Origin of the sequence: Ottowia sp. (genome assembly GCF_047601385.1) — a bacterium.
Classification (GTDB): Bacteria; Pseudomonadota; Gammaproteobacteria; order Burkholderiales; family Burkholderiaceae_C; genus Ottowia.
In genome coordinates this window covers 3578392-3601776 of sequence record NZ_JASGJP010000001.1, presented here as the reverse complement: position 1 = coordinate 3601776, position 23385 = coordinate 3578392, and the positions used below count along the sequence as shown (strand labels likewise).

27 protein-coding genes, 1 pseudogene and 1 riboswitch are annotated in these 23385 nt (G+C 71.8%); of the genes and pseudogenes, 18 read left to right on the top strand and 10 right to left on the bottom strand.

Annotated features, from left to right (window positions below):
- Positions 1-8 precede the first annotated feature (8 nt).
- A complete protein-coding gene (locus QM772_RS17485) occupies positions 9-449 on the bottom strand; it encodes a CBS domain-containing protein (RefSeq protein WP_415138729.1) in 441 nt (146 codons plus the stop codon).
- A gap of 166 nt (positions 450-615) precedes the next feature.
- On the opposite strand from QM772_RS17485, the gene QM772_RS17480 reads away from it, so the two are divergent.
- A complete protein-coding gene (locus QM772_RS17480) occupies positions 616-1308 on the top strand; it encodes a substrate-binding domain-containing protein (protein ID WP_415138727.1) in 693 nt (230 codons plus the stop codon).
- A gap of 45 nt (positions 1309-1353) precedes the next feature.
- Here QM772_RS17480 and QM772_RS17475 read toward each other — a convergent pair whose 3' ends face one another.
- Positions 1354-2628: a purine-cytosine permease family protein gene (locus QM772_RS17475; RefSeq protein ID WP_415138725.1), complete on the bottom strand. Its 1275-nt coding sequence runs from the start codon at positions 2626-2628 to the stop codon at positions 1354-1356.
- Positions 2615-2728: riboswitch (TPP riboswitch) on the bottom strand. Its footprint overlaps the gene before it by 14 nt.
- Before the next feature lie 121 nt (positions 2729-2849).
- Here QM772_RS17475 and QM772_RS17470 point away from each other — a divergent pair.
- The 11 genes and pseudogenes from QM772_RS17470 to QM772_RS17420 form a co-directional block, all read left to right on the top strand.
- Positions 2850-3361 (top strand): annotated as a pseudogene (locus QM772_RS17470) (nitrate- and nitrite sensing domain-containing protein); the annotation flags it as partial.
- A gap of 25 nt (positions 3362-3386) precedes the next feature.
- A complete protein-coding gene (locus tag QM772_RS17465; protein WP_415139675.1) occupies positions 3387-3563 on the top strand; it encodes a hypothetical protein in 177 nt (58 codons plus the stop codon).
- A gap of 90 nt (positions 3564-3653) precedes the next feature.
- Entirely contained in the window at positions 3654-3998 is a 345-nt protein-coding gene (locus QM772_RS17460; protein ID WP_415138723.1) for a thioredoxin family protein, read from the top strand.
- A gap of 71 nt (positions 3999-4069) precedes the next feature.
- Positions 4070-5017 carry a DNA-binding protein YbiB gene (ybiB, locus tag QM772_RS17455; protein WP_415138721.1) on the top strand — a complete coding sequence of 316 codons (948 nt, stop codon included), beginning with the start codon at positions 4070-4072 and terminating at the stop codon, positions 5015-5017.
- 58 nt (positions 5018-5075) lie between these two features.
- Positions 5076-5846, top strand: coding sequence for a uroporphyrinogen-III C-methyltransferase (cobA, locus tag QM772_RS17450; protein ID WP_415138719.1), 771 nt, complete (start codon positions 5076-5078; stop codon positions 5844-5846).
- Between the two features lie 27 nt (positions 5847-5873).
- On the top strand, positions 5874-7133 hold the full coding sequence (locus tag QM772_RS17445) for an NAD(P)/FAD-dependent oxidoreductase (protein WP_415138717.1): 1260 nt from the start codon (positions 5874-5876) through the stop codon (positions 7131-7133).
- The gene (locus QM772_RS17440) at positions 7133-7270 is read left to right on the top strand and encodes a hypothetical protein (RefSeq protein WP_415138715.1); all 138 of its coding nucleotides are present in this window, start codon (positions 7133-7135) and stop codon (positions 7268-7270) included. Before QM772_RS17445 ends, QM772_RS17440 begins: the two co-directional genes overlap by 1 nt.
- Before the next feature lie 206 nt (positions 7271-7476).
- A complete protein-coding gene (gene rpsU, locus QM772_RS17435) occupies positions 7477-7689 on the top strand; it encodes a 30S ribosomal protein S21 (RefSeq protein ID WP_012346814.1) in 213 nt (70 codons plus the stop codon).
- Positions 7690-7770: 81 nt separating this feature from the next.
- Positions 7771-8217 (top strand): GatB/YqeY domain-containing protein, encoded by a 447-nt coding sequence (locus tag QM772_RS17430; RefSeq protein ID WP_415138711.1) that lies wholly within the window; start codon positions 7771-7773, stop codon positions 8215-8217.
- Positions 8218-8260: 43 nt separating this feature from the next.
- Positions 8261-9277, top strand: coding sequence for a hypothetical protein (locus QM772_RS17425; protein ID WP_415138709.1), 1017 nt, complete (start codon positions 8261-8263; stop codon positions 9275-9277).
- Between the two features lie 141 nt (positions 9278-9418).
- Positions 9419-11269, top strand: a complete 1851-nt coding sequence (locus tag QM772_RS17420; protein ID WP_415138707.1) for a DUF6600 domain-containing protein — start codon at positions 9419-9421, stop codon at positions 11267-11269.
- Between the two features lie 64 nt (positions 11270-11333).
- Here the strand turns inward: QM772_RS17420 and pmbA are convergent, their stop codons facing one another.
- Positions 11334-12716, bottom strand: coding sequence for a metalloprotease PmbA (gene pmbA, locus QM772_RS17415; RefSeq protein WP_415138705.1), 1383 nt, complete (start codon positions 12714-12716; stop codon positions 11334-11336).
- Positions 12717-12875: 159 nt separating this feature from the next.
- Between pmbA and yjgA the strand changes: the two genes are divergently transcribed.
- Both yjgA and mog read left to right on the top strand, forming a co-directional pair.
- Positions 12876-13505: a ribosome biogenesis factor YjgA gene (yjgA, locus tag QM772_RS17410; protein WP_415138703.1), complete on the top strand. Its 630-nt coding sequence runs from the start codon at positions 12876-12878 to the stop codon at positions 13503-13505.
- A 59-nt stretch (positions 13506-13564) separates the two neighbouring features.
- Positions 13565-14173, top strand: a complete 609-nt coding sequence (gene mog, locus QM772_RS17405; RefSeq protein ID WP_415138701.1) for a molybdopterin adenylyltransferase — start codon at positions 13565-13567, stop codon at positions 14171-14173.
- A 7-nt stretch (positions 14174-14180) separates the two neighbouring features.
- On the opposite strand, the gene cysE is transcribed toward mog, so the two are convergent.
- Positions 14181-14951 carry a serine O-acetyltransferase gene (cysE, locus tag QM772_RS17400; protein WP_415138700.1) on the bottom strand — a complete coding sequence of 257 codons (771 nt, stop codon included), beginning with the start codon at positions 14949-14951 and terminating at the stop codon, positions 14181-14183.
- Positions 14952-14984: 33 nt separating this feature from the next.
- On the bottom strand, positions 14985-15785 hold the full coding sequence (locus QM772_RS17395; protein WP_415138698.1) for an RNA methyltransferase: 801 nt from the start codon (positions 15783-15785) through the stop codon (positions 14985-14987).
- 50 nt (positions 15786-15835) lie between these two features.
- Here QM772_RS17395 and QM772_RS17390 point away from each other — a divergent pair, with 50 nt between their 5' ends.
- The 3 genes from QM772_RS17390 to QM772_RS17380 all read left to right on the top strand — a co-directional run bounded on the left by QM772_RS17390 (position 15836) and on the right by QM772_RS17380 (position 18543).
- Complete coding sequence (locus tag QM772_RS17390; protein WP_415138696.1) at positions 15836-16153, top strand: pyrimidine/purine nucleoside phosphorylase; 318 nt, start codon at positions 15836-15838, stop codon at positions 16151-16153.
- A gap of 82 nt (positions 16154-16235) precedes the next feature.
- Complete coding sequence (locus QM772_RS17385; protein ID WP_415138694.1) at positions 16236-17165, top strand: bifunctional helix-turn-helix transcriptional regulator/GNAT family N-acetyltransferase; 930 nt, start codon at positions 16236-16238, stop codon at positions 17163-17165.
- Between the two features lie 127 nt (positions 17166-17292).
- Positions 17293-18543 (top strand): MFS transporter, encoded by a 1251-nt coding sequence (locus QM772_RS17380; RefSeq protein ID WP_415138692.1) that lies wholly within the window; start codon positions 17293-17295, stop codon positions 18541-18543.
- 25 nt (positions 18544-18568) lie between these two features.
- On the opposite strand, the gene QM772_RS17375 is transcribed toward QM772_RS17380, so the two are convergent.
- Positions 18569-20329 (bottom strand): alkyl sulfatase dimerization domain-containing protein, encoded by a 1761-nt coding sequence (locus QM772_RS17375; protein WP_415138690.1) that lies wholly within the window; start codon positions 20327-20329, stop codon positions 18569-18571.
- A gap of 349 nt (positions 20330-20678) precedes the next feature.
- Between QM772_RS17375 and QM772_RS17370 the strand changes: the two genes are divergently transcribed.
- Positions 20679-21767 (top strand): saccharopine dehydrogenase family protein, encoded by a 1089-nt coding sequence (locus QM772_RS17370; RefSeq protein ID WP_415138688.1) that lies wholly within the window; start codon positions 20679-20681, stop codon positions 21765-21767.
- 18 nt (positions 21768-21785) lie between these two features.
- On the opposite strand, the gene QM772_RS17365 is transcribed toward QM772_RS17370, so the two are convergent.
- The 4 genes from QM772_RS17365 to QM772_RS17350 form a co-directional block, all read right to left on the bottom strand.
- Positions 21786-21983, bottom strand: a complete 198-nt coding sequence (locus QM772_RS17365; RefSeq protein WP_415138686.1) for a hypothetical protein — start codon at positions 21981-21983, stop codon at positions 21786-21788.
- A 45-nt stretch (positions 21984-22028) separates the two neighbouring features.
- Positions 22029-22499, bottom strand: coding sequence for a hypothetical protein (locus QM772_RS17360; protein WP_415138684.1), 471 nt, complete (start codon positions 22497-22499; stop codon positions 22029-22031).
- A 65-nt stretch (positions 22500-22564) separates the two neighbouring features.
- Positions 22565-22954, bottom strand: a complete 390-nt coding sequence (locus QM772_RS17355) for a type II toxin-antitoxin system RelE/ParE family toxin (RefSeq protein ID WP_415138682.1) — start codon at positions 22952-22954, stop codon at positions 22565-22567.
- 16 nt (positions 22955-22970) lie between these two features.
- A complete protein-coding gene (locus tag QM772_RS17350) occupies positions 22971-23273 on the bottom strand; it encodes a type II toxin-antitoxin system Phd/YefM family antitoxin (RefSeq protein WP_415138680.1) in 303 nt (100 codons plus the stop codon).
- Positions 23274-23385: the final 112 nt, after the last annotated feature.

The window sequence follows — 23385 nt, the reverse complement described above, 5'->3', positions numbered from 1 at the left end:
GCAGCCGATCAGCTCATGGTGCCGGCGATGTAGCTTTCCATCTGCTGGATCAGGAAACGCTGCTCCGCCAGCTGCGCGTTGACCAGGTCGCCGATGGACACCAGGCCCAGCACCTGCCCGCCGTCGACGACGGGCAGGTGGCGCAGCTTGCCCTGGGTCATCAGCCCCAGGCACTCCTGCACCGTCTGGCGCGGGCTGACGACGTACAGGCGCGAGGTCATCACGTCGGCCAGCAGCGTGTCGATGGACGACAGGCCCTTGAGGGCGATCTTGCGGGCGTAGTCGCGCTCGGTGAAGATGCCCAGGAGCGAATCGCCCTGCATCAGCAGCACCGAGCCGACCTCGCGCTCGGCCATCAGTTGCAGCGCCTCGCGCACGGTGGCGGTGGGCGGCAGCGCGGCCAGCTTGGCGCCCTTGCGGTTGGAGAGGATGTCGGCAACGGTGGTCATGTGGTGTACTCCTGCGGCGGGATGGGGGTTCGTTGGGGACTGCACATACATCGTGCCAGAACCCGGCCCCTGGCGCCACCTCCCGCCGGGCACTACCATTATGATAGCTGCCAGCGATTGACCAGCAAGCGCTGGAGGCCGATTTCATCAATAACCCAGTCAACCCATGCGCACCGCCCTCACCCTCATCTCGTCGATGGCCACTCAGCAGGTGCTGGCCGACCTGATCGATCTCTACCGGCAGCAGCACGCTGACCTGGCCATCGGGCTGACATCCGTCGGCGGCGTCGATGCCGCCAGGCGCGTGGCGGCCGGCGAGCCGTTCGACGGCGTGGTGCTGGGCGCCGACGCGCTCGACAAGCTCGCCGCCGGCGGCCATGTGCTGGCCGGCAGCCGGGTGGACCTGGTGCGCTCCGGCGTGGCGGTGGCGGTGAAGGCCGGCAGCCCGCGGCCCGACCTGGGCAGCGAAGACAGCGTGAAACAGGCCGTGCTGGCCGCGCGCACGCTGGGCTATTCCACCGGCCCCAGCGGCGTGGCGCTGGCGCGGCTGTTCGAGCGCTGGGGCATCGCCGAGCAGATCGCGCCGCGCATCGTCACGCCGCCGCCGGGCGTGCCGGTGGGCACGCTGGTGGCCAGCGGCGAGGTGGCGCTGGGCTTTCAGCAGCTGAGCGAGCTGATGCACCTGCCGGGCATCGACGTGCTGGGCCCGCTGCCGCCGGCGATCCAGATCGAAACCATCTTCGCCGGCGGCGTGGCGGCCGCGTCCCGGCGCGCCGGCGAGGTGCGGGCGCTGCTGGCGTTCATGGCGTCGGAGGGCACGGCGGAATTGAAGCGGGCGCACGGCATGGCGGCGGCCTGAGGGCGTCGAGCGTGTCCCAAGGCACCCGGCTCCCGGAAGCTCCGCTCAACGCCGAACGCCCAACCGCAGCGCGCTGCCCAACACCAGCGTGAACGCCAGCGCCGGCAGGGCCGAGCCCCACTGCGGCCACCAGCGCGCGCCCAGGTGGAACACCGCGATGCCGGCGATCCACAGCAGCGCCGGCGCCCAGCGCACGGCGCGCGCGGGCGGCGCGCCCCAAAGCAATTGCGACACCACCACGCCGAACAGCGGCACGAACACCGAGCTGAGCAGCAGCAGGAAGGGCTCGATGCCGTGCATCGGCAGCACCAGCGCGCAGCCGGTGGCCAGCGCCGCCAGCGCGATGCCGTTGCGGCGGATCGAGCCGCGCCCGCGTGCCAGGAAGTGCACCGACACCGCGCCCGAATGCACGTCGCCATAGGCGTTGTCCACCTCGTCGATCAGGATCAGCCCCAGCGCGATCAGCCCGCCCTGCGCCAGCAGCAGCGACGACACCAGGTCCGCCCCCGGCTCGGCCGTGGCCACCACCAGCACGCCGAGCGCGTAGCACCAGATGTTGGCCAGCGCGTAGCCCAGCCAGGTGCCGCGCAGCGCGCCGCCCGGGCTGCGGCCGTAGCGCGCGTAGTCGGCCACCAGCGGCAGCCAGGACACCGGCATGGCGATCACCAGGTCCACCGCCTGCAAGGCGCTCATGCCGCCGTCGCCGGGGCGCGACCACCACGCGGCCCAGCCGGCGGCGGCCACGCGCTGGCCGAACTGCCACGTCAGCCACAGCAGCGACAGCACCACCAGCGGCAGCCCGAAGCGGCTGACGAAGCGCCGCACCAGCCCCACCATGGAGCCGGCGGCCAGCGCCATCAGCAGCGCGCCCCACAGCAGCGTCAGCACTGGCGCGGCCCAGGCGGCGCCCAGGCCCATGCGGGCGAGCAGCGCGGCGGCGCCGTCGCGCATCACCACCAGCTCGAACGCCGTCCAGCCCAGCAGCTGCAGCACGTTCAACGCCACCGGCAGCGTGGCGAAGGCGCCGCCCAGCGCGCAGCCGATCAGCGCCGCGCTGGATAACCCCAGCCGGCAGCCCAGCCAGGCCACCGTGGCCAGCAGGCCGGCACCCAGCACCGAGCCCGCCACGATGGCCAGCAGTGCTTGTTGAGGCCCCAATGCGGGCACGAGGAAGGCACCCACCTGCATCACCAGCAGGCCGACGCCCAGGCTGAACCAGAGCGCCGCGTGGTCGCGCAGGCCGAACGCGCGCGCGCCGGCGGCGACGGGGGTGGCCGCGCCGTGCGCGGTGTCGAAAGGAGAGGTGTGTACGGCTTCCATGCTTTCCCTGCGCGAGGATGATCTCAATCAGGTTCGAAGGGACTTTCTCAGCCGCGCGATCGGTCTTGCGACCGGCCGCGCGGCACCCCCAGCGTGCGAGGCCCGGATTGTAGGGTGCCCCGCTGGCACGCCGCTTGCACCCGGCAGACCGCATGAAATCCGCCCTCAGCTTCCTGATCGCGGCGCGCCGCTGCGAGGTGGGCGAGCTGGAGCGTCTGGCCCGCACCAGCGCGCTGGTGGAAGCCATCGGCCGGCTGGTGCACGCGCTGCAACGCGAGCGTGGCCTGTCCAACGTGTATCTGGCCTCCGGCGGCGCGCGCTTCGGCCCGCAGCGGGAAGCCCAGGTGGACGAATGCCTGCGGCTCGAACAGGCCGTGCGCCTGGGCTTCGCCCGCGCCCTGGCGATGGAGCCCAAGGTGCTGCTGATGGACGAGCCCTTCGGCGCGCTGGACGCGTTGACGCGAGCCAGGCCGCAAGACGAACGGCTCGCCATCGTGCACGAGACCCGCAGCACGGTGGTGATGGTCACCCACGGCGTGGACGCGAGGCGGTGCTGCTGGCCGACCGCATCGTGATGATGACCAACGGCCCGGCCGCCACCATCGGCGAGCTGCTGCGCGTGGGCCTGCCACGCCCACGCGACCGCGTGCAGCCGGCCGAAGACCCCACCTACCTGCGTTGCCGCCAGGCGGTGATCGACTTCCTCTACACACGGCAGAGCCATGTGGAAAAAGCAGGCCACCTGAAGAGCACCCGCGATGAAGAAGATGAAGCGGGCGATGGTCGGCAACGGCATGGCCGGCGGGCGCACGCTGGAGGAGCCGCTGAAGCTGGCGCCGGATCTGTACGAGATCATCGTCTTCGGCGCCGAGCCGCATCCCGACCACAACCGCATCCTGCTCTCGCCGGTGCTGGCGGGCGGGGTGGCGGCGTGAGGCTGGGCGCAGCGCCAGGCAGGTCCGCGCGACGCGGCGCGCGGCACGCGGCCGCATTGGTGGAACAATCGGCCGCACCCGCTTGCCACCATGGCCGACCTGCCCGCCACCCACCCCGAAGCCCTGCGCGCCCTGCTGGCGCGGACGCTGGCCGGCCGCGCGGATGCGACGGCCGCCGTGGTCTGCCTGTGCGCCGCCTGGTGCGGCACCTGCCGCGACTTCCAGCCCGGCTTCGAGCGCGCGGCGAGCGCCCATCCCCAGGCCGTGTTCCGCTGGCTCGACATCGAGGACGAAGCCCACGCGCTGGGCGATCTCGACATCGAAACCTTCCCCACCCTGGTGATCGGCGGCGCCGACGGCATGCCGCGCTTCGCCGGGCCGGTGCCGCCGCAGCCCGGGCAGATCGCGCGCCTGCTGCAAGCCCTCGGGCTGTGAGGGCGGCGCAACTGCCGTATTCTTGACAGCCGTCAATTTCGCCGACCGCGCCCTGCGCCCACAATCGCCACATGGGAATCAGCGCCTACCTGAAAGAAATCGCCCGCGGCGCGCAGGGCGCCCGCGCGCTGGACCGCGCGCAGGCGGCGGACCTGCTGGGCCAGGTGCTCGACGGCGCCTGCACCGACCTGGAGATCGGCGCCTTCTGCGTCGCCATGCGCGTCAAGGGCGAGACGCCGCAGGAGCTGGCCGGCTTCCTCGACGCGCTGCACGCCCGCCTCGCCATGCCGCCGCGCGCCGACCGCCCGGTGGTGGTGCTGCCCAGCTACAACGGCGCCCGCAAGCTGCCGGTGCTGACGCCGCTGCTGGCCCTGATGCTGGCGCGCAAGGGCCTGCCGGTGCTGGTGCACGGCACGCCGACCGAGAACGGCCGCGTCACCGCGCCATCCGTGCTGGCGCGGCTGGGCGTGCAGCCGCAGCCGGCCACGCAGGCGCTGGCCAGCGGCCACGTGCACTTCGTCGCCACCGAAAGCCTGCACCCCGGCCTGCAGGCGCTGCTGGACGTGCGCCGCGCCATCGGCGTGCGCAACTCGGCGCACAGCCTGGTCAAGCTGATGAACCCGGTCGATGGTCCGGCGCTGGTGGTGGGCAGCTACACGCACGCCGAATACCTGGCCTCGATGACCGCCACCTTCGAGCTGACCGGCGCGCACGCCATGCTGCTGCGCGGCACCGAAGGCGAGCCGGTGGCCGACGCGCGCCGCACGCCGCGCATGGATGTGTTCCTGAACGGCGCGGCGCAGCTGGTGCAGGAGGGCCGCGCCGGCCCGCTGGCCCGCCTGCCCACGCTGCCGACGCAAGTTGACGCCGCCAGCACGGCACAGTACATCGTCGCCGTGCTGGCGGGCGTGCTGCCGGCGCCCGAGCCGATCCTGCTGCAGGTGGAGCACATCGTGCGCGCGTGCAAGGCCATCGAGGCGAAAAGCGACTCCTCGTGCCTGCAAAGGCTGTCGGCATGAGTGCGCCGGGCCGCGCCCAAGCACTCATCCCGCGGTGCGAAGCACAGAGGGTAGTCAAGTGACGCCAGGGCAGGTCACCCTGGTCGGCGCCGGCCCGGGCGACCCGGAGCTGCTGACGCTGAAGGCCGCGAAGGCCATCGCCGCCGCCAGCGTGATCCTGGTGGACGACCTGGTGGGCGACGGCGTGCTGGCGCACGCGCGGCCCGGCGCGCGCATCACCTACGTCGGCAAGCGCGGCGGCTGCAAGAGCACGCCGCAGGCCACCATCGAGCAGCTCATGCTGGAGGCGGTGCGCGCGGGCGAGAACGTGGTGCGGCTGAAGGGCGGCGACCCGTTCATCTTCGGCCGCGGCGGCGAGGAGGTGGAAAGCCTGCGCCGCGCCGGCATCGAGCCGGTGGTGGTCAACGGCATCACCGCCGGCCTGGCGGCGCTGACCACGCTGGGCGCGCCGCTGACGCACCGCGACCGCGCGCACGGCGTCGTCTTCGCCACCGGCCACCCGCAGAAGAACGGCCCCGGCGTGGACTGGGCGCGCCTGGGCGCGGCGGTGGGCGAGCTGCGGCTGACGCTGGTGATCTACATGGGCATCAGCAGCGCGCCGAGCATACAGGCCGGCCTGCTGGCGGCCCTGCCCGAGGGCACGCCGGTGGCGGTGATCGAGCGCGCCAGCCTGCCCGGCCAGCGCCAGTGCATCACCACGCTGGGCAGCCTGCTGGACAGCCTGCGCGCGCAGGGCCTGGGCAGCCCCGCCATCATGGTCGTGGGCGACGTGGTGCGCGGCGTGCGCGCCGCGCTGGCCGAGGCCGCCCGCGCCACGGCGGCGGCCTGAGCTGCGCCGCCGGCTACAGTCGAGCCGGTGCAAGAAGACTGGGACGTTGTCATCCTCGGTGCCGGCGCGGCCGGCCTGCTGTGCGCCGCGCTGGCCGGCCAGCGCGGCCTGCGCGTGCTGCTGATCGACCACGCCGCGCGCGTGGCCGAGAAGGTGCGCATCTCGGGCGGCGGGCGCGCCAACTTCACCAACCGCAACCTCGACCCGGCCGCGCCGCACAGGCACTATCTGGGCGGCAACCCGCACTTCTGCCGCTCGGCGCTGGCGCGCTTCACGCCGCAGGACTTCATCGCGCTGATGGAGCGCCACAGCATCGGCTGGCACGAGAAGCACAAGGGCCAGCTCTTCTGCGACCGCTCGGCCGAGGACCTGATCGCCCTGCTGCTGGCCGAGTGCGCACGCGGCGGCGTGGAGCGCTGGCAACCCTGCCAAGTGAAAAATTTAATGTTTTTGGCCTCCAGCGCCCATCCAGCAAGCGCTGGCAGCTATCAAATCGATACTGATCGCGGTCCGGCGCGGGCGCGCAGCCTGGTGGTCGCCACGGGCGGGCTGTCGATCCCCAAGATCGGCGCGAGTGGTCTGGGCTTCGATCTGGCGCGCCAGTTCGGGCTGAAGATCATCGACACGCGGCCCGGCCTCGTGCCCCTGACCTTTGACGGCACCGCCTGGACGCTCTATGCGCAACTGGCCGGGCTGGCGCTGCCGGTGGCGATCAGCACCGGCGAGAAAAAGGATCGCATCACCTTTCATGAGGACCTGCTGTTCACCCACCGCGGCCTCTCCGGCCCGGCGGTGCTGCAAATCTCCAGCTACTGGCGGCCCGGCACGCCGATCGACATCGACCTGGCGCCCGGCATCGACCTGGCGGCCGAACTGCGCGCGGCCAAGGCGCGTTCGCGCAAGCTCCTCGCCAACGAACTGGCCGCCTGGCTGCCCGCGCGCCTGGCCGAAGCCTGGGCCGGGCTCGATCCGGCCTGGCAGCGCCCGGTGAACGAGGCTTCGGACAAGGCGCTGGCGCAGTTGGCCGAGCGGCTGAAGCGCTGGCAGCTGGTGCCCACCGGCACCGAGGGCTACCGCAAGGCCGAGGTCACCGTCGGCGGCGTGGACACGCGCGGCCTGTCGTCGCAGACCATGGAGGCGCGCGCCCAGCCCGGCCTGTACTTCATCGGCGAGGTGGTGGACGTGACCGGCTGGCTGGGCGGCTACAACTTCCAGTGGGCCTGGGCCAGCGCCGCCGCCTGCGCCGAGGCACTCGCAGAACGCCACGCCGCATCGACAATCGCCTGATGGACCTGCTCAGGATATTCGGGCTGTTCGCCCTCACCGACCTGGCCGGGATCATGGGCGGCTGCCTGCTGTGGCTGTGGGCCGTGGACGGCGTGCGCCCCGCCCCACCGACTGGCCGGAGGCTGCCCTGTGTCTGACGGCCGCGGCCGTCATCATGGCCGCGCCGCGCGCGGGTGGCTGAGTTAGGACGTTGCCGACAGCACCCGAGCCGCTATAATGCTGGGCTTTGCTGGCAACAGCCCTGCCGGCCAAATACTAGTTACAGGCGGGGCGCACCCGCGGCGCACGGCGAGAAGGCCCGATCTTCCTTCCCACCCTCTGGCCGCAATGAAACACATTTTCAATGACCACCATCCGCGTAAAAGAGAACGAGCCGTTTGACGTGGCCCTGCGCCGCTTCAAGCGCACCATCGAGAAGCTGGGCCTGCTGACCGAACTGCGCGCCCGCGAGTTCTACGAGAAGCCCACCGCCGAGCGCAAGCGCAAGAAGGCCGCCGCCGTCAAGCGCCACTACAAGCGCGTGCGCAGCATGCAGCTGCCCAAGAAGCTGTACTGACCAGGCCGGCAGTTCCTGCCGCTCTCGAAGGCTCGCCGGGGACGCTCAGCGGGCCTTTTTCGTTTTTGCAAGGACCATGACATGAGCCTGAAGGACCAGATCACCGAAGACATGAAGGCCGCCATGCGCGCCAAGGACGCGCCGCGCCTGGGCACCATCCGCCTGCTGCAGGCGGCGATGAAGCAGAAGGAGGTCGATGAGCGCGTCACGCTCGACGACGCCGCCATCGTCGCCATCCTCGACAAGCTCATCAAGCAGCGCAAGGACAGCATCGACGCCTTCGCCAAGGCCGGTCGCCAGGACCTGGTGGACCAGGAAAGCGCCGAGATGACCGTGCTGCAAGCCTACTTGCCCGCGCGCCTGTCGGCGCAGGAGATCGCCGCCGAGGTCAAGGCCATCGTGGCCGAGCTGGGCGCCAGCGGCCCCGGCGACATGGGCAAGGTGATGGGCGCCGTCAAGCAGCGCCTGGCCGGCAAGGCCGACATGGGCCAGGTGTCGGCCGCCGTGAAGGCGGCGCTGGCGGGCTGAGGCGTACACTCGGCCGCAACAAAAAGAAACGTCCGCGCCTGCCATGCCCGTGTATCGCTGCAACGCCTGCGGCTACGTCGCCGAGGAAGTCGTCACGCCCGTGGGCAAGGCCATGCCCTGCGGCCGCTGCGCCAAGCCGGTCACCGTGTATGCCACCGTCTTCTTCGTCGAGAAGCTGCTCGAACGCTACGCCGCCGCCTGGCGCGAATTGCAGACGCTGCGCGCTGCGGAAGCCGAGGATGCCGGCGCAGCCCCGCAGGACGGCAAACCGGCGGCGGCGCCGGAGCGCGCGCCCGACCTGGGCGCCGACGCCAGCCCCGACCTCGCCAGCGAGGCCCAGCACGCGCCCTTGCGGGCCTGGTTCCGGGCGCGCCAGATCGACGTGACGTTCGACGTGGCCAACGTCAACACGGCCGGCTACTTCGACGACGCGGCCCGCATGCTGGGCGCGCGCCACGACCTGTTCGGCGAGCTGATCGACCGCGTCTGCTGGAGCTACCGCAAGGTGCACACCGGCCTGAACCTCGAACTGGCGCGGCTGCCGCAGAAGGATGCGCAGGCCATCAACCAGTTGTGCCGCGACTTCTACAGCCACACGTTCTTCTCGCGCTACCACTACCAGAAGGTGGAGAAGATCGTTCGCCTCGGCCTGCAATCGGCGCCCGCCGTGCGCCGCTTCTTCGAGGGCGGCTGGCTGGAGTGGTATGCCCTGATGGAGGTGCTGGATGCCTGGGGCAACGGCCAGCCGCGCGGGCCGCTGTCGGTCGCGCGCGGCGCGCGGGTGACCTTCGCCAACGAGGACGTGCAGGAGCTGGACGTGCTCGCCCTGGCCGGCGACCAGCCGCCGCTGTGCATCGAATGCAAGACGGGCGAATTCCGCCGCGACCTGGACAAGCTGCTGCGCCTGCGCAAGCGGCTGGGCATCCCGCGCGAGCGCTTCGTCATCTGCGCCATCGACCTCGACGACGCCCAGGCCAGCAGCCTCAGCGCCATGTACGAGATGAGCTTCGTGACGCTGCGCAGCCTGCGCCCGCATCTGGAGCGCCTGCGCCCCGGCTGATTCCGCCGCCGCCGCCGTGCAGATTGTTGCAATTGGCGGCCCAGCTTTGCGCTCCGCGCCTCCGGGCGCGCAAACCGAGGCCCGCACTGGCGCGTTGAATGGGCCGGACACGGGCACCTTCTGCCCGCGCCACACCCGCCCATGCATACCACCCTCTCTTTTTCTTCGTTGCGCCGCCTGCTGGCCACCGCCCTGCTGGCAACCACCCCGCTGATCGGCTGGGCGCAGCAGCAGGACGCCGACCCGCCCGCGCGCGTGGCCTACGTCAGCGCGCAGGACGGCGGCGCCTGGCTCGCCTCGCCCGGCGGCGGCGAATGGGCCCAGGCGGCGCTGAACTGGCCGGTGACCACCGGCACCCGCCTCGCCACCGATCCCGGCTCGCGCACCGAGCTGCACGGCGGCTGGACAGTGCTGCGCCTGACCGGCAAGGCCAGCCTCGACGTCACCCAGCTGGACGACGCCACCACCCAGGTGGCGCTGACCGAGGGCGCGCTGTCGGTGCGCGTGCGCGAACTCCAGCCCGGCGAGCGGGTGGAGATCGACACGCCGCAGCTGGCCGTGGTCGCCAGCCAGCCGGGCGAATACCGCATCGACGTCGATCCGGCCGCAGGCACCACGCGCGTCACCGTGCACGCCGGCGCCGCCGCGGTGTACGGCGAGGCCGGCCAGTCCACCACCGTCGGCGCCCGCCAGCAGGCCGTCTTCGCCGGCCGCGCGCTGGCCATGGCGCAGCGCGGCGCCGCCGGCCCGCGCGACGGGCTGGACCAGTGGGCCGCCGCGCGCGACGCGCAGGAGAACCAGTCCATCTCCGCCCGCTACGTCTCGCGCGACACGCCCGGCTACCAGCTGCTCGACAGCCACGGCGAGTGGGCGCAGGACGCGGACTACGGCGCCGTCTGGTACCCCACCGTCACGGCCGCCGACTGGGCGCCCTACCGCTACGGCCGCTGGGCCTGGGTCGAGCCCTGGGGCTGGACCTGGGTGGACGACGCGCCCTGGGGCTTCGCGCCCTCGCACTACGGCCGCTGGGCACAGATCGGCCCGCGCTGGGCCTGGGTGCCCGGCCCGGTGGCGCGCCGTCCGGTCTATGCGCCGGCGCTGGTGGGCTTCGTCGGCGGCGGCAGCGGCGGCACGCAGTGGGGCATTGCGGTCGGCGGCGGGCTGCCAGCGGCGGCCTGGTTCCCGCTGGCCCCGGGCGAATACTGGCAGCCCGGCTACCGCGCCAGCGACCGCTACCTCGGCCGCCTGAATTGGGGCGGCCACCGCCCGCCGCCCGGCGGCTACCGCTACATCCGGCGGCCGGAGGCCATCAGCGTGGCGCCGCCCGGCGGCTTCGGCGGTGGCGACCCGCGCGCGCGCGCGCCGCGCTTCGGCGACGGCCGCCAACTGCCGCCCGGCGCGCTGGAGGGCCTGCGCGCCGTCCCGCCGCCGGCGCGCGGCAACCCAGCGCCGCCGGCGTCGCCCCGGCCACGGCCCGACATCGGGCGCAGCCCCGACCAGCGGCCGCCGGCCACCGCCGTGCCCACGCCCTTGCCGCGCCCCACGCTTGGCGGCGGCACGCCGCGCGGCGACGACGCCGCGGGCCGCCCGTCGGCGCCCGTCGGCCGCATGCCCGGCCCCAGCGGCGGCGAGCGCCCGGCCATGCCGCAGCGCCCCCGCTCCGACGACTGGCGCGGCCTGCCGCGCGGCGACGCCGCGGCAGCGCCGCGCCCGCAGCGCCAGACCGAGAGCCTGCCGGCGCCCCAGGCCCAGCCCCCCGCGTCGCCACGCGCCCACGGGCCCGGCGGCGGCGTGGAGCGCCCGCAGCGCCCGCTGGAGCAGCAGCCGCTGCGGCAGTCGCCCCAGCGCGTGACGCCGCCGGCGCAACCGCGCGCCGCGCCGGAGATGGACCGCCGCCCGATGGGCGGCGAGCGCGCCAACGCGCCGCCGCCTCAGCGTGAACGCGAGCGCGAGCGCGGCGGTCGCGGCCAGCGCCGCGAAGACAACCCTTGAGCTATATTTTTTATAGCTTCCCGCGATTGACTGGCGGGCGCTAGAGGCCGATTTGGCTTGAAACTCAGTTCCCCGCGACCTTCATGCGGTTGACCAGCACCGAGCCCACCGTCTTGGCGCCGTAGTTGTAGGCATCCGCGCCCACGGCCTCGATGCCCATCAGCATGTCGCGCAGGTTGCCGGCGATGGTGATCTCCTGCACCGGGTAGGCGATGCGCCCGTTCTCCACCCAGAAGCCGCTGGCGCCGCGCGAGTAGTCGCCGGTGACGTAGTTCACGCCCTGGCCCATCAGCTCGATCACGAACAGGCCGGTGCCCAGCTTGCGCAGCATCTCCTGAAGGTCGTCGCCCGGCCGCGTCAGGCGCGAAGCCAGCGTGAGGTTGTGCGAGCCGCCGGCGTTGCCGGTGGTGCGCATGCCCAGCTTGCGCGCCGAGTAGGTGCTGAGGAAGTAGCCCTGCACGCGCCCGCCCTCCACCACCTGGCGGCGCTGCACGCGCACGCCCTCCTCGTCGAACGGCGAGCTGCCCTTGCCGCCGCGCACGAACGGGTCTTCCAGCACGTCGATGTGCGCGGGAAACACCGGCTTGCCCAGCGAATCGACCAGGAACGAGGTCTTGCGGTACAGCGCGCCGCCGCTCACCGCCTGCACGAAGGCGCCCAGCAGGCCGGCGGCCAGCGGCGATTCGAACAGCACCGGGCATTCGCGCGTGCTGATCTTGCGGCTCTTGAGGCGGCTGAGCGCGCGCTCGGCGGCGTAGCGGCCCACGGCCTCGGGGCCGGCCAGCGCACGCGCGTCGCGCATGCTGCTGTACCAGTAGTCGCGCTGCATGCCGTCGCCCTTGCCGGCGATGGGCGCCACCGAGAGGCTGTGGCGCGAGCTGGCATAGCCGCCGCGAAAGCCGTGCGTGTGGGCGCTGAAGAAGTGGCTCTGCTGCGCCGACACGCCGGCGCCCTCGCTGTTGGTGATGCGCTTGTCCACCGCGAAGGCGGCGCGCTCGCAGGCCAGCGCCATTTCGGCGGCCTGCTCGCTGGTGATGGGCCAGGGGTGGAACAGGTCGAGCTCGGGCTGCCGGGCCACGATGTCGGGGGTGGCGATGTCGGCCTCGTCCGGCAGGCCGGCCACCGGGTCCGCCGCCGTGAAGCGGGCGATGTCGTAGGCGGCCTGCACGGTGCGCTCGATGGCGGCGCGCGAGAAGTCCGAGGTGCTGGCGTTGCCGCGCCGCTGGCCGATGTACACGGTCACGCCCAGTGACTTGTCGCGGTTGCGCTCCACCGTCTCCAGCGCGCCCTGGCGCACGCCGACGGACAGGCCCGAGCCCTCCGACGCCTCGGCGCCGGCGTCGGTGGCGCCGAGCTTCTTGGCGTGCGCCAGCGCGCTGTCCACCAGGTCCTCGAAGAACGCGCGGGAATAAGAAAAGCCCTCCAGGGGCTTGGAAACATCTTGCATGGTGGCGGCTATCATACTGACGTGCCCCCCTGAGGCGCTTCGCGCCTTCCCCCCACGGGGGGACGACGCTGGTGGCCGGTACAAGCCCGGCCACGGCGTTCGCTGACATGGCCTGCTCCGCGGCCTTCATTGCTTATCAGGTGCCTGGATAACCACCCCATGTCCCGCAAACCCAAAAAAGGCTATTTCGTGCGCGGCCAGTTCGTCGCCGAAGGCAGCGAACTGGACGAGGAACTCAAGCGCGAGCAGCGCGAGGGCGGCCCCAGCAAGACCGAGCTGAAGGCGCAGAGCGCCGAGCTGCAAGACCTGGGCGAGCAGTTGCTGACGCTGCGCGCCGGCCTGTTCGAGCCTTTGGCGCTGCCCGCCCGGCTGGTGGACGCGCTGGATGAGCTGCGGCGCATCAGCAACTTCGAGGGCCGGCGGCGCCAGAGCCAGTTCGTCGGCAAGCAGATGCGCCTGCTGAACGATGCGCAGATCGCCGCCATCCGCGCCGCGCTGGAAGAGCAGCACAAGGGCTCGGCCGCAGACACGCTGCGCCTGCACGCCGCCGAGCAGTGGCGCGAGCGCCTGCTGGCCGATGACGCCGCCGCCGGCGCCTGGGCCGCGCAGTTCCCCGGCACCGATTTGCAGCAGCTGCGCGCGCTGGTGCGCCAGGCGCGCAAGGACGCGCCGCCCGCCGCCGAGGCCAACCACGCCCAGACCACCGGCCAGGCGCCGCGCCACGGCCGCGCCTACCGCGAGCTGTTCCAGCTGCTGCGCGATGCGCTGGCGCAGGCTGATGGGGCATAAAATACCGATGAAGACCGCGCCGAATAAGCGCCAGCAGCTATTTTTACAGTAGCAATCTCATGTCTTCCGAACAACCCTCGGCGCACGACCCGGTGCGCATCGGCATCGTCTCCGTCAGCGACCGCGCCTCCAGCGGCACGTATCAGGACCAGGGCCTGCCGGCGCTGCGAGACTGGCTGACGCGCGCCCTGAAGAACCCCGTCACCTTCGAGCCGCGCCTGATCCCCGACGAGCAGGCCCGCATCAGCCAGACATTGATCGAGCTGGCCGACGCCGCCGGCTGCGCGCTGGTGCTGACCACCGGCGGCACCGGCCCGGCGCCGCGCGACGTCACGCCCGAGGCCACGCTGGCCGTGGCGGACAAGGTGATGCCGGGCTTCGGCGAGCAGATGCGGCAGATCGGCCTGCGCTTCGTGCCCACCGCCATCCTGAGCCGCCAGGTGGCGGTGATCCGCGGGCGCAGCCTCATCATCAACCTGCCCGGCCAGCCCAAGTCCATCGCCGAGACGCTGGAGGGCCTGAAGGACGCCGACGGCCAGCCCGTGGTGCACGGCATCTTCGCCGCCGTGCCCTACTGCATCGACCTGATCGGCGGGCCGCACCTGGAAACGAACGACGCCGTGTGCAAGGCGTTCCGCCCCAAGTCGGCGGTGCGGCCGGTCAGGTAAGCGGCGGCTACTTGCCCACCAGCTCGTTCATCTTCTCGGCCGGGAAGCGCTCTTCCTTGGCCGCGTCGCAGGGCACGCAGTCGGGGTCGATCCGGCAGGCCAGCTTCTCCACCGCCTGCCACAGCAGCGCGATCTGGTGCTCCTGGCTGGCGGTGCCGTCGATCAGGCCGCGCAGGGCCTGGCTGACCGGGTCGTCCTCCTGCGTGATGCCGTAGGCCGAGAACTTGCGCTGCGGCTCGGTCACGTCGGCGCTCTCGCCCTCTTTCGACAGGATGATGCGCGCCGGAATGCCCACCGCCGTGGCGCCCGCCGGCACGGGCTTGATGACCACGGCGTTGCTGCCTATTTTTGCCCCGTCGCCCACCTCGAAGCCACCCAGCACCTTGGCGCCGGCGCTCACCACCACGTCGCGGCCCAGCGTGGGGTGCCGCTTGGTGCCCTTGTAGAGCGAGGTGCCGCCGAGCGTGACGCCCTGGTAGATGGTGCAGCCGTCGCCGATCTCGGCCGTCTCGCCCACCACCACGCCCATGGCGTGGTCGAAGAACACGCGCTCGCCGATCCTGGCGCCAGGGTGGATCTCGATGCCGGTGAGCCAGCGCGCGAAATGCGAAATGAAGCGCCCCAGCCACTTGAAGCCGTGCGCCCAGCACCAGTGCGCGGGCCGGTGCAGCCAGATCGCGTGCAGGCCCGGGTAGCAGGTCACCACCTCCCACGTGCTGCGCGCGGCAGGGTCGCGGTCGAGAATGCACTGGATGTCGGAGCGCAGGCGGGCGAACATCGGTTCCGGTGATGGGTTCGTGGGCCGCCGAGTCTAGCGCCCCGGCCCTTGCCGCGCTGCCTGCATGGCCTTGGCGATGCCGCGCAGGATGTGGACCTCTTCCTGCGTCGGCTGCGCGCGGTTGAAGAGCTGGGCCAGGCGCGGCATCAGCTTCTTGGGCGCGGCGGGGTCGAGAAAGCCGATGTCCACCAGCGCCTGCTCCCAGTGCGCCAGCATGCCGGCCAGCTGCGCCGCGTCGGCGTGGCGCGGCGGCGCGGTGGCGGGCAATACGTCGAAGCCGCCGAACCGCTCCGACAACGCCTGCCGCCAGTCGTAGGCCACGAGCTGCACCGCCGCCGCGAGGTTGAGCGAGCCATAGGCGGGGTTGGTCGGGATGCTGAGCGCGACGTGGCAGCGGTAGACATGATCGTTCTTCATGCCGTAGCGCTCGGAGCCGAACAGGAAGGCCACGCCCTGCGGTTCGTTCAAAGCAAAAACCGGCTCCAGCGCCCGCCCATCCGCCGCTGGCAGCTCTTTTTTCAATAGCATATCGAAATGCGCGCGCGGCGCCCGCGTGGGCGGCCCGAAGTCGCGCGGCGTCATCGCCGTGGCGCACAAGTGAGTCATGCCGTGCAGCGCCTCGTCCAGCGTGGGCACGATGCGGGCGCGCGCCAGCACGCCGTCGGCGCCGCTGGCGCGCTCCACCGCCTCGGGGCGGGTCAGCACGTCGGGCCAGCGGGGGTTGACCAGCACCAGGTCGTCGAAGCCCATCACCTTCATGGCGCGCGCCACCGCGCCCACGTTGCCGGCGTGGCTGGTCTCGATCAGGACGAAGCGGGTGCGGGGAACAGGCATGGCATGGATTGTCGCGCGGCTAACATCCCCGCTTTGCCCGGAACAGCCGCATGACCACCACCCAACTCCCCAACGTCACCCTCAGCACCCAGGCCAACGTCTATTTCGACGGCAAGTGCGTCTCGCACGGCTTCCAGGCCGCCGACGGCAGCAAGGCCAGCGTGGGCGTGATCCTGCCCGCCACGCTGACCTTCAACACCGGCGCCGCCGAGGTCATGGAGTGCGTGGCCGGCGCCTGCGAATACAAGCTGGCCGGCAGCGACGAATGGAAGCGGTCCGGCCCCGGCGAGCGGTTCAGCGTGCCCGCCAACTCCTCGTTCGACATCCGCGTGGCCGAGGCTTACCACTACATCTGCCGCTTCGGCTGAGCGGCCGGCAGGCGCCGCTTCATGACGGCCAAGGCAACCAATTGATTGCTTTTGGCAATTAATTGGCCTATGCTGCCGTCGCATGAACCTTGAGATCGACCCCGCCGACGTCAAGCTGCTGCGCACCTTCAACCGCACGTACACCCAGCGCATCGGCGTGCTGGCGCCGTACCTGGACAGCCCGCTGCCGCTGACCGAGGTGCGCATCCTGTACGAGCTGGCGCACCAGGACGGCTGCTCGGCCGCCGACCTGGCGCGCGACCTGGGGCTGGACCCGGGCTACCTCAGCCGCGTGCTGCGCCGCTTCGCCCAGCAGGGCTGGCTGGCGCGCGAGACCGCCGACGGCGACGCGCGCCGCAAGCGCCTCTCGCTCACCCCCGCCGGCTGGGCGGCGTTCGAGCCGCTGCAGCAGCGCTCGCGCGAGCAGATGGCGGCGCTGCTGGCGGGGCTGGCGCCGGACCGGCGCGCGCAGCTCGTCGCCGCGCTGCGCACCGCCCAGGGCCTGCTGGAGCCGGCCGCCGCCCCGCCCCAGCGCACCATCGTGCTGCGCGAGCCGCGCCCCGGCGACATGGGCTGGGTGGTGCAGCAGCACGGCGCGCTGTATGCGCGGGAGTTCGGCTGGAACAGCGAGTTCGAGGCCCTGGTGGCCGAGATCGCGGCCCGGATGATCCGCACGCACGACGCCGCCTGGGAGCGCGGCTTCATCGCCGAGCTGGACGGCGAGCGCGTCGGCTGCGCCTTCGTGGTGCGCGAGAGCGACACCGTTGCCAAGCTGCGCCTGGTGCTGGTCGGCTTCGCGGCGCGCGGCCTGGGCCTGGGCGCGCGGCTGACGGACGAATGCATCGCCTTCGCCCGCGCCAAGGGCTACCGCCACATGGTGCTGTGGACCAACGCCAACCTGCTGGCGGCGCGCGCCATCTACGCCCGGCGCGGCTTCCAGCTGGTCAGGAGCGAGCCCTACCACGGCTACGGCCAGGACCTGGTGGGCGAGCACTGGGAACTGGCGCTGTAGGCCGTCAGCTATCCATTCAATAGCTGCCGGCGCTTGTCCAACAAGCGCTGGAGGCACTTTTTACTTATAAGACAAGGCCGCGCGGCGCAACACGCACCGCCCTGGTGCCCATGCTACGCTCGCCGCCATGCACCAAGACGCGGCGCCCGCCGACGCCAGCCTGATCGATTCGCGCACCGCCGCCTGGCGCCTGGCCACCACGCTGGGGCTGGTGGCGCTGGGCAACAGCAGCATGTACGTGGTGTCGGTGGTGCTGCCGGCGGCGCAGGCCGAGTTCGGCGTCGGCCGCGGCGCGGCGTCGGTGCCCTACACGCTGATGATGGTCGGGCTCGGTCTGGGCGGCATCCTCACCGGCCGGCTGGCCGACCGCCACGGCATCGCCCGCGTGCTGGCGATGGGCGCGGCGGCGGTGTGCGGCGGCTACCTGTGGGCCGCCTTCTCGGGCAGCATCTGGGCCTTCGGCGCGGCGCACGCGCTGCTGGGTTTCCTGGGCGGCGCGGCCACCTTCGCGCCGCTGATGGCCGACACCACCCTGTGGTGGGCCAGGCGGCGCGGCATCGCGGTGGCGATCTGCGCCAGCGGCAACTACGTGGCCGGCGCCGTCTGGCCGCCGCTGGCGCAGTGGGGCATCGAGCATTACGGCTGGCGGCCCACCTACCTGGCGCTGGGGCTGTTCTGCGGCACCGGCATGGCGCTGCTGGCGCTGCGCATGCGCCAGCGCCCGCCGGCGGTGGCGCCGGCCGCCCCGGCGGCGGCTGGCGTGGCGGTGCGCGGCGACCGGCCCTTCGGCCTGCCGCCCGCGCACGCGCAGTGGCTGCTGTGCGTGGCCGGCGTGGCCTGCTGCGTGGCCATGGCCATGCCGCAGGTGCACATCGTCGCCTACTGCACCGACCTGGGCCACGGCGCCGCGCGCGGCGCCGAGATGCTGTCGCTGATGCTGGCCAGCGGCATCGTCAGCCGGCTGGTCTCGGGCCTGATCTGCGACCGCATCGGCGGCATCCGCACGCTGCTGCTGGGCTCGGTGCTGCAAGGGCTGGCGCTGCTGCTGTTCCTGCCGTTCGACGGGCTGGTGCCACTGTACCTGATCTCGGCGCTGTTCGGGCTGTTCCAGGGCGGCATCGTGCCGTCCTACGCCATCATCGTGCGCGAGCACTTCCCGCCGCGCGAGGCCGGCGCGCGCGTGGGCGCCGTCATCATGGCCACCATGCTGGGCATGGCGCTGGGCGGCTGGATGAGCGGCTGGATCTTCGACGTCACCGGCAGCTACCGCGCGGCCTTCGTCAACGGCATCGGCTGGAACCTGCTGAACCTGAGCATCACCGGCTGGCTGTACTGGCGCGTGCGCGAAAGGGCCGGGCGGCTGGCCAGAGTCGGCTGAACGCGCATCAGTGTCCGGCCGCGGCTCAGGCGGCGCCCAGCCGGTCGAACAGCGCGAACACGGCGGCCGCCTCCTCCACGCTGCCGGTGGTCACCCTGACCTGGCCCGACTGCGCGAGGGCCGCGAATTCCGCCGGGTCCAGGTACAGCCGCTCCCACACCGCCGCGTCCATGGCCAGCGCGATGTCGGCCTGGCGCAGGTACTGCGCCGGCTCGGGCAGGAACTCGACGATGCCGTTGCGCACGTGCAGCCCCGCCGCTTTGTCGCCGAACCGGAAGCTGAGCACCTTGTCCACGTGCTCGCCCCGGCGCGGATCGATGCGCACGCGGAACATGTTCACGTAGCGCGCCGGATCAGCCGTGACGAGCCCGGGTGCGGGCGGCACGGCGATGGGCACGTTCTCCCTGCCTTCGAGCGCGCGCGCCGCGCTGAGGCAGAAGGCGCGGCCGATCGACGACGGCGATACCTGCCCCAGCACGCGCAGCGCCCGCACCTTGAGGGCGCGCGCCGCGGCATGGTCCGGGTCGATGCGGCAGACGTGCTGCACCAGCTCCGCCGCCCAGGCGTACTCCTTCTTGTCGAACGCGGTCTGGGCCGCGGCGACGACCTGGTCCGCCCCGCCCATCAGCGCCACCAGCCGGGCCGACGACTCGCCCGGGGGCAGCCGCATCAGTTCGGTGGCATCGCCGTTGTACCACCCCATCTGGTACTGGTAGATCGCCGGTGGGAACCACGGCGTTTCGCCATAGGTCTGGGCGTTGTAGTAGGGCTCGCTCAGCGCCCGCGGCTGGTAGATGAAGTGGCGCAGCTCCTCGGCGCCCAGCCCGCGCAGGATGCCGCGCAGGGTCTGGTCGTAGGTGAGCGTGATGAGGTCCATGTAGCGCGTCAGCGCCTCCTGCACCTGCCGCGCGCCGGAGATGGTCCGCGCATGGGTGTTCAGCAGGTGCTCGGGCTGCAGGTCGCGTATCACGCGCAGGCCGTCGCGCCACACCTGGGGGTCGCGGTAGATGGCGCCGCGCATGGTGTACAGGTTGGGCGTGCCGGGCCAGAAGAAGTTGTTCAGCACCACCTTCTGCTTCGGCAGCCATACGGTGACGTTGTGGTCATCCGACACGTGCTCGGTGAAGAACTGCAGGTCCATGCCCGCGACGCGCACCGTCTCGCCGTTCTGTACCGGCCGCGTGACCGGCAGGAACGCATCGGTGCCCTTCTTCGTGATGCGCGCGCCCAGGGCGGCATCCTCGCCCTCGTCGGGCAGGAAGTTGCCGAACTGCACCAGCAGGCGCGCCATCAGCACGGGCAGTAGCTCCGGAATGGCGGCGAAGCCGCTGCCGCCCATGGAGCCGTTCAGCAGCGGGTGCCCGTAGACGGGAACCTGCGCCGCGTCGTCCACCAGCGCGCCCGTGCCGTGCACGTAGTGGCTGTGGCTGTAGATGACGGCGCGCACGGGCTTGCGGCTGATCTGCTCCTCGATGATGGCGCGCAGCCGCAGGCCCTCCTCGCGGTCGGAGCCGGTGTCGTACACGATCAGCCCCTCCGGCGCCTCGATGACGGCGGTGTTGGCGATCGAGTAGCCGCCCACCAGCCAGACCCCCTCGGCGACCTGCTCCACCGTGAGCGCGTGGTAGCCCACCGCCCTGCGGGCGTGGAACGCTTTCTCGCCGATGACGGCGCCATTGGGCGCTGTGGTCATCGCCACCGGCGCGCCCATGTAGTGCATGGGGTAGTTGGCCATCTCGCCGGCATCGGCCGCGGCCGCGGCCATGAGGGTATCGGGGTGTTTCATGGGGGTGTTCTCCTGGGTCGGTCCGGCGTCGCGCCGGCCGGCTGGGGAGGCAAGAGATGGACTCAGAGGTATGGGACGACCCGCATGGTAGGAGCCGCGGGCACGCGCCAACTATCACGCCGTTGACAAACTCCCCAAGGCAATATTCGGGAATACCCTCAGCCGGACACTGCGCCTGGTCCGTTGGCCGGCGCGCGCGTGGGCGCCGTCGCTATGGCTACCATGCGGGGCATGGCGCTGAGCGGCTGGATGCCGGGCCGGGTCTTCGACGCCACCGGCCATCAGCCCCGGCGCGCCAGCGGGCGGCCCCGCCACCGAATCGTCCCGACCATCCATGGAGAAACACACCATGCCTCGCAAAACCCGTTCCCCCCGGAACCCGCGCTGGCTGATCTACGGCGCCAACGGCTACACCGGCGAGCTGATCGCGCGCGAGGCGGTGCAACGCGGCCTGAAGCCCGAGCTGGCCGGGCGCCGCCGCGAAAGCATCGAACCGCTGGCGCGCGAGTTGGGGCTGAATGCGCGGATCTTCGGCCTGGACGACGCCGCCGAGCTGGCCCGGCAGCTCGAAGGCTGCGCGCTGGTGATGCACTGCGCCGGCCCCTTCTCGGCCACCGCCCGGCCGATGATGGACGCCTGCCTGCAAGCCGGCGCGCACTACCTCGACATCACCGGCGAGATCGCCGTGTTCGAGCTGGCGCAGTCGCTGGACGCGCGGGCGCGCGCGGCCGGCGTGGTGCTGTGCCCCGGCGTGGGCTTCGACGTCGTCCCCACCGACTGCATCGCCGCCGTGCTGAAGGAGCGCCTGCCCGACGCCACCCACCTGGCCCTGGGCTTCGATTCGCGAGGCGGCGCCTCGCCCGGCACCGCCAAGACCGGCGCCGAGGGGCTGTCGGCGGGCGGCAAGGTGCGCCGGGACGGCAAGCTGGTATCGGTTCCGCTGGCCCACGCCGTGCGCCGCATCGACTTCGGCGACGGCGAGAAGACGGCCATGACGATCCCGTGGGGCGACGTCTCCACCGCCTTCCACACCACCGGCATCTCGAACATCGAGGTGTTCGTCCCGGCGCCGCCGCAGGTGGTGGCGGGCGCGCGCTATTCGAACTACCTGCGCCCGTGGTTCGCCCTGCCGTGGGTGCAGCAGATGCTCAAGGCCGGCGTGGACCTGGCCGTGCAGGGGCCCGACGAGCGCACCCGCGCCAGGCTGCCCACCTTCGTCTGGGGCGAGGCGCGCAACGCACGCGGCCAGACCGTGACCGCGCGCATCCGCACCGCCAACGTGTACAGCGTGACCGTCACCGGGGCGGTGGCCGTGATCGAGCACCTGATGAACCACGCCCCGGCGGGCGGCGCCTACACCCCGGCTCGGCTGGTTGGCGCCGACCTGGTGACGCGCCTGCCCGGCTCGGGGCCGATGCAGGTCGAAGGCCCGCGCTGAGCAAGACAGGCCTGCGCCTCAGAACCAGTCGGTGAGCAGCATGACGGCCAGCGCCACGGCGCCGAACACGGCTGCGCGCACGGCCTTCCGCCGGTACGCGAGCGCCTCGTCCTGCATGCCCTCCATCCGCCCAACGGCCACCGCCCGGATGACGGCCATGACGAAGTACAGGACCGCCCCGATGAGCAGCACGGCCATCACGGTGGACAAACGCATGTCGTCTTCCCTTTCGTTCGGTCTGAAGCGGTAAGCGGCGCGGCGTCAACCGTTGCCCTGCACCCCCGGCTGCACGCCGGCTTCGAGGGCCGCCTCGCGCAGCAGCCGCCCCGCACCGCCGCCACCCGCGCCGCCCGCGTGCGCCGCCTGCACGCACATCGCCAGAGCGGCCTGCCAGTCGCCGGCCAGCAGCAGCGCGCCCGCGCCGTCGCCGACCTCGCTCGGCAGGCGATGGACGACGGCCAGGATCGCCGCTTCCGCCCGCGCCTGCGCATCGAAGTCCGCCGCCGCCGCGAAGCGTGCGATGAAGCCGGCAGGCGCCAGCGCGGCGATGCATGCGCGCGCCGCTTCGTCGTCCGGCAGCTGCAACCTCGGCTTGCCGCCGCCGATGGCCTGGTCCAGCGCATGCCGCGCGGCATCGGCGCCCAGCCCGGCGAACGCCTGCATCACGGCCAGCGCGCGCGGCTTGTCGCGCACGCGGCGCAGGCGGAAGATTTCGATGGTGCGCAGAGACAAGTGGTTTGCTTCAATAACAGTAGCTGCCGGCACAGGACTGGCGGGCGCTGCGCCCTCAAAACACGTCAACTGCCGCGCCACAGCGCCTGGAAATCGAACGAAAGCTGCCGCTGGTGGCGGATCGAGAGCAGATACACCGTGCCCTTGATCCGCGCATACAGCAGCAGGTAGTGCGCCATCACATATTCGCGCAATTCGCCGTCCTTGGCGAGGGCGCCAAGCTGCCGGGCCAGGCGTGCCATGCCATTGGCGACCTCCACCGAACGCGCGGGCCGCTCAAGGAACAGGCGACCCATGCCCGGAAAGTGCTCCAGATTCGGGAGGGTGGTTTCCAGCAGTTCATCCAGCAGGGTATCGAAGGCGTGCGGCGCCTCGGCCTCCAGCAGAAAGGCTTCGATCTCCGCCAGGTTGCGCTCGAAATGGGCGGTGAGCTTGACGGCGTGCCTGGCGGTCACGGTGCGAGGCGGCCGGTCAGCCAGCGCCCTGGGCCACGCGGCGGCGCTTGAGGGCGGACAACGCGCCGCGGGCGCCCTTCACCTTGCCCGCGGCCACGTCGGCCAGACCCTTGCTGGCCTCGTCCACCAGCAGCAGGTGGATGCGCTCGCGCTCCAGCCGGTGGTAGTAGTCCAGCCGCTGGGCGTCGATGAGGGCCACGTAGCTTTCACCGTTCTTGGTGATGATCTTCTCGGCCCCTGCCCGCACCTGGTCAGCCAAATCGGACAGGGTGGCCCTGGCCTGGGAGAGCGGGATCACGTCGGCGGCGGAAATGGCCATGCGAGGAAAACCTTCAGAGGTTGTACAGAATTATGCACACTATACGCGCTCTGAAGTGGCCGCTTGCCACACCACCACCGGCTCCGACCGGGTTTCGAAGCGCTCGCACGCG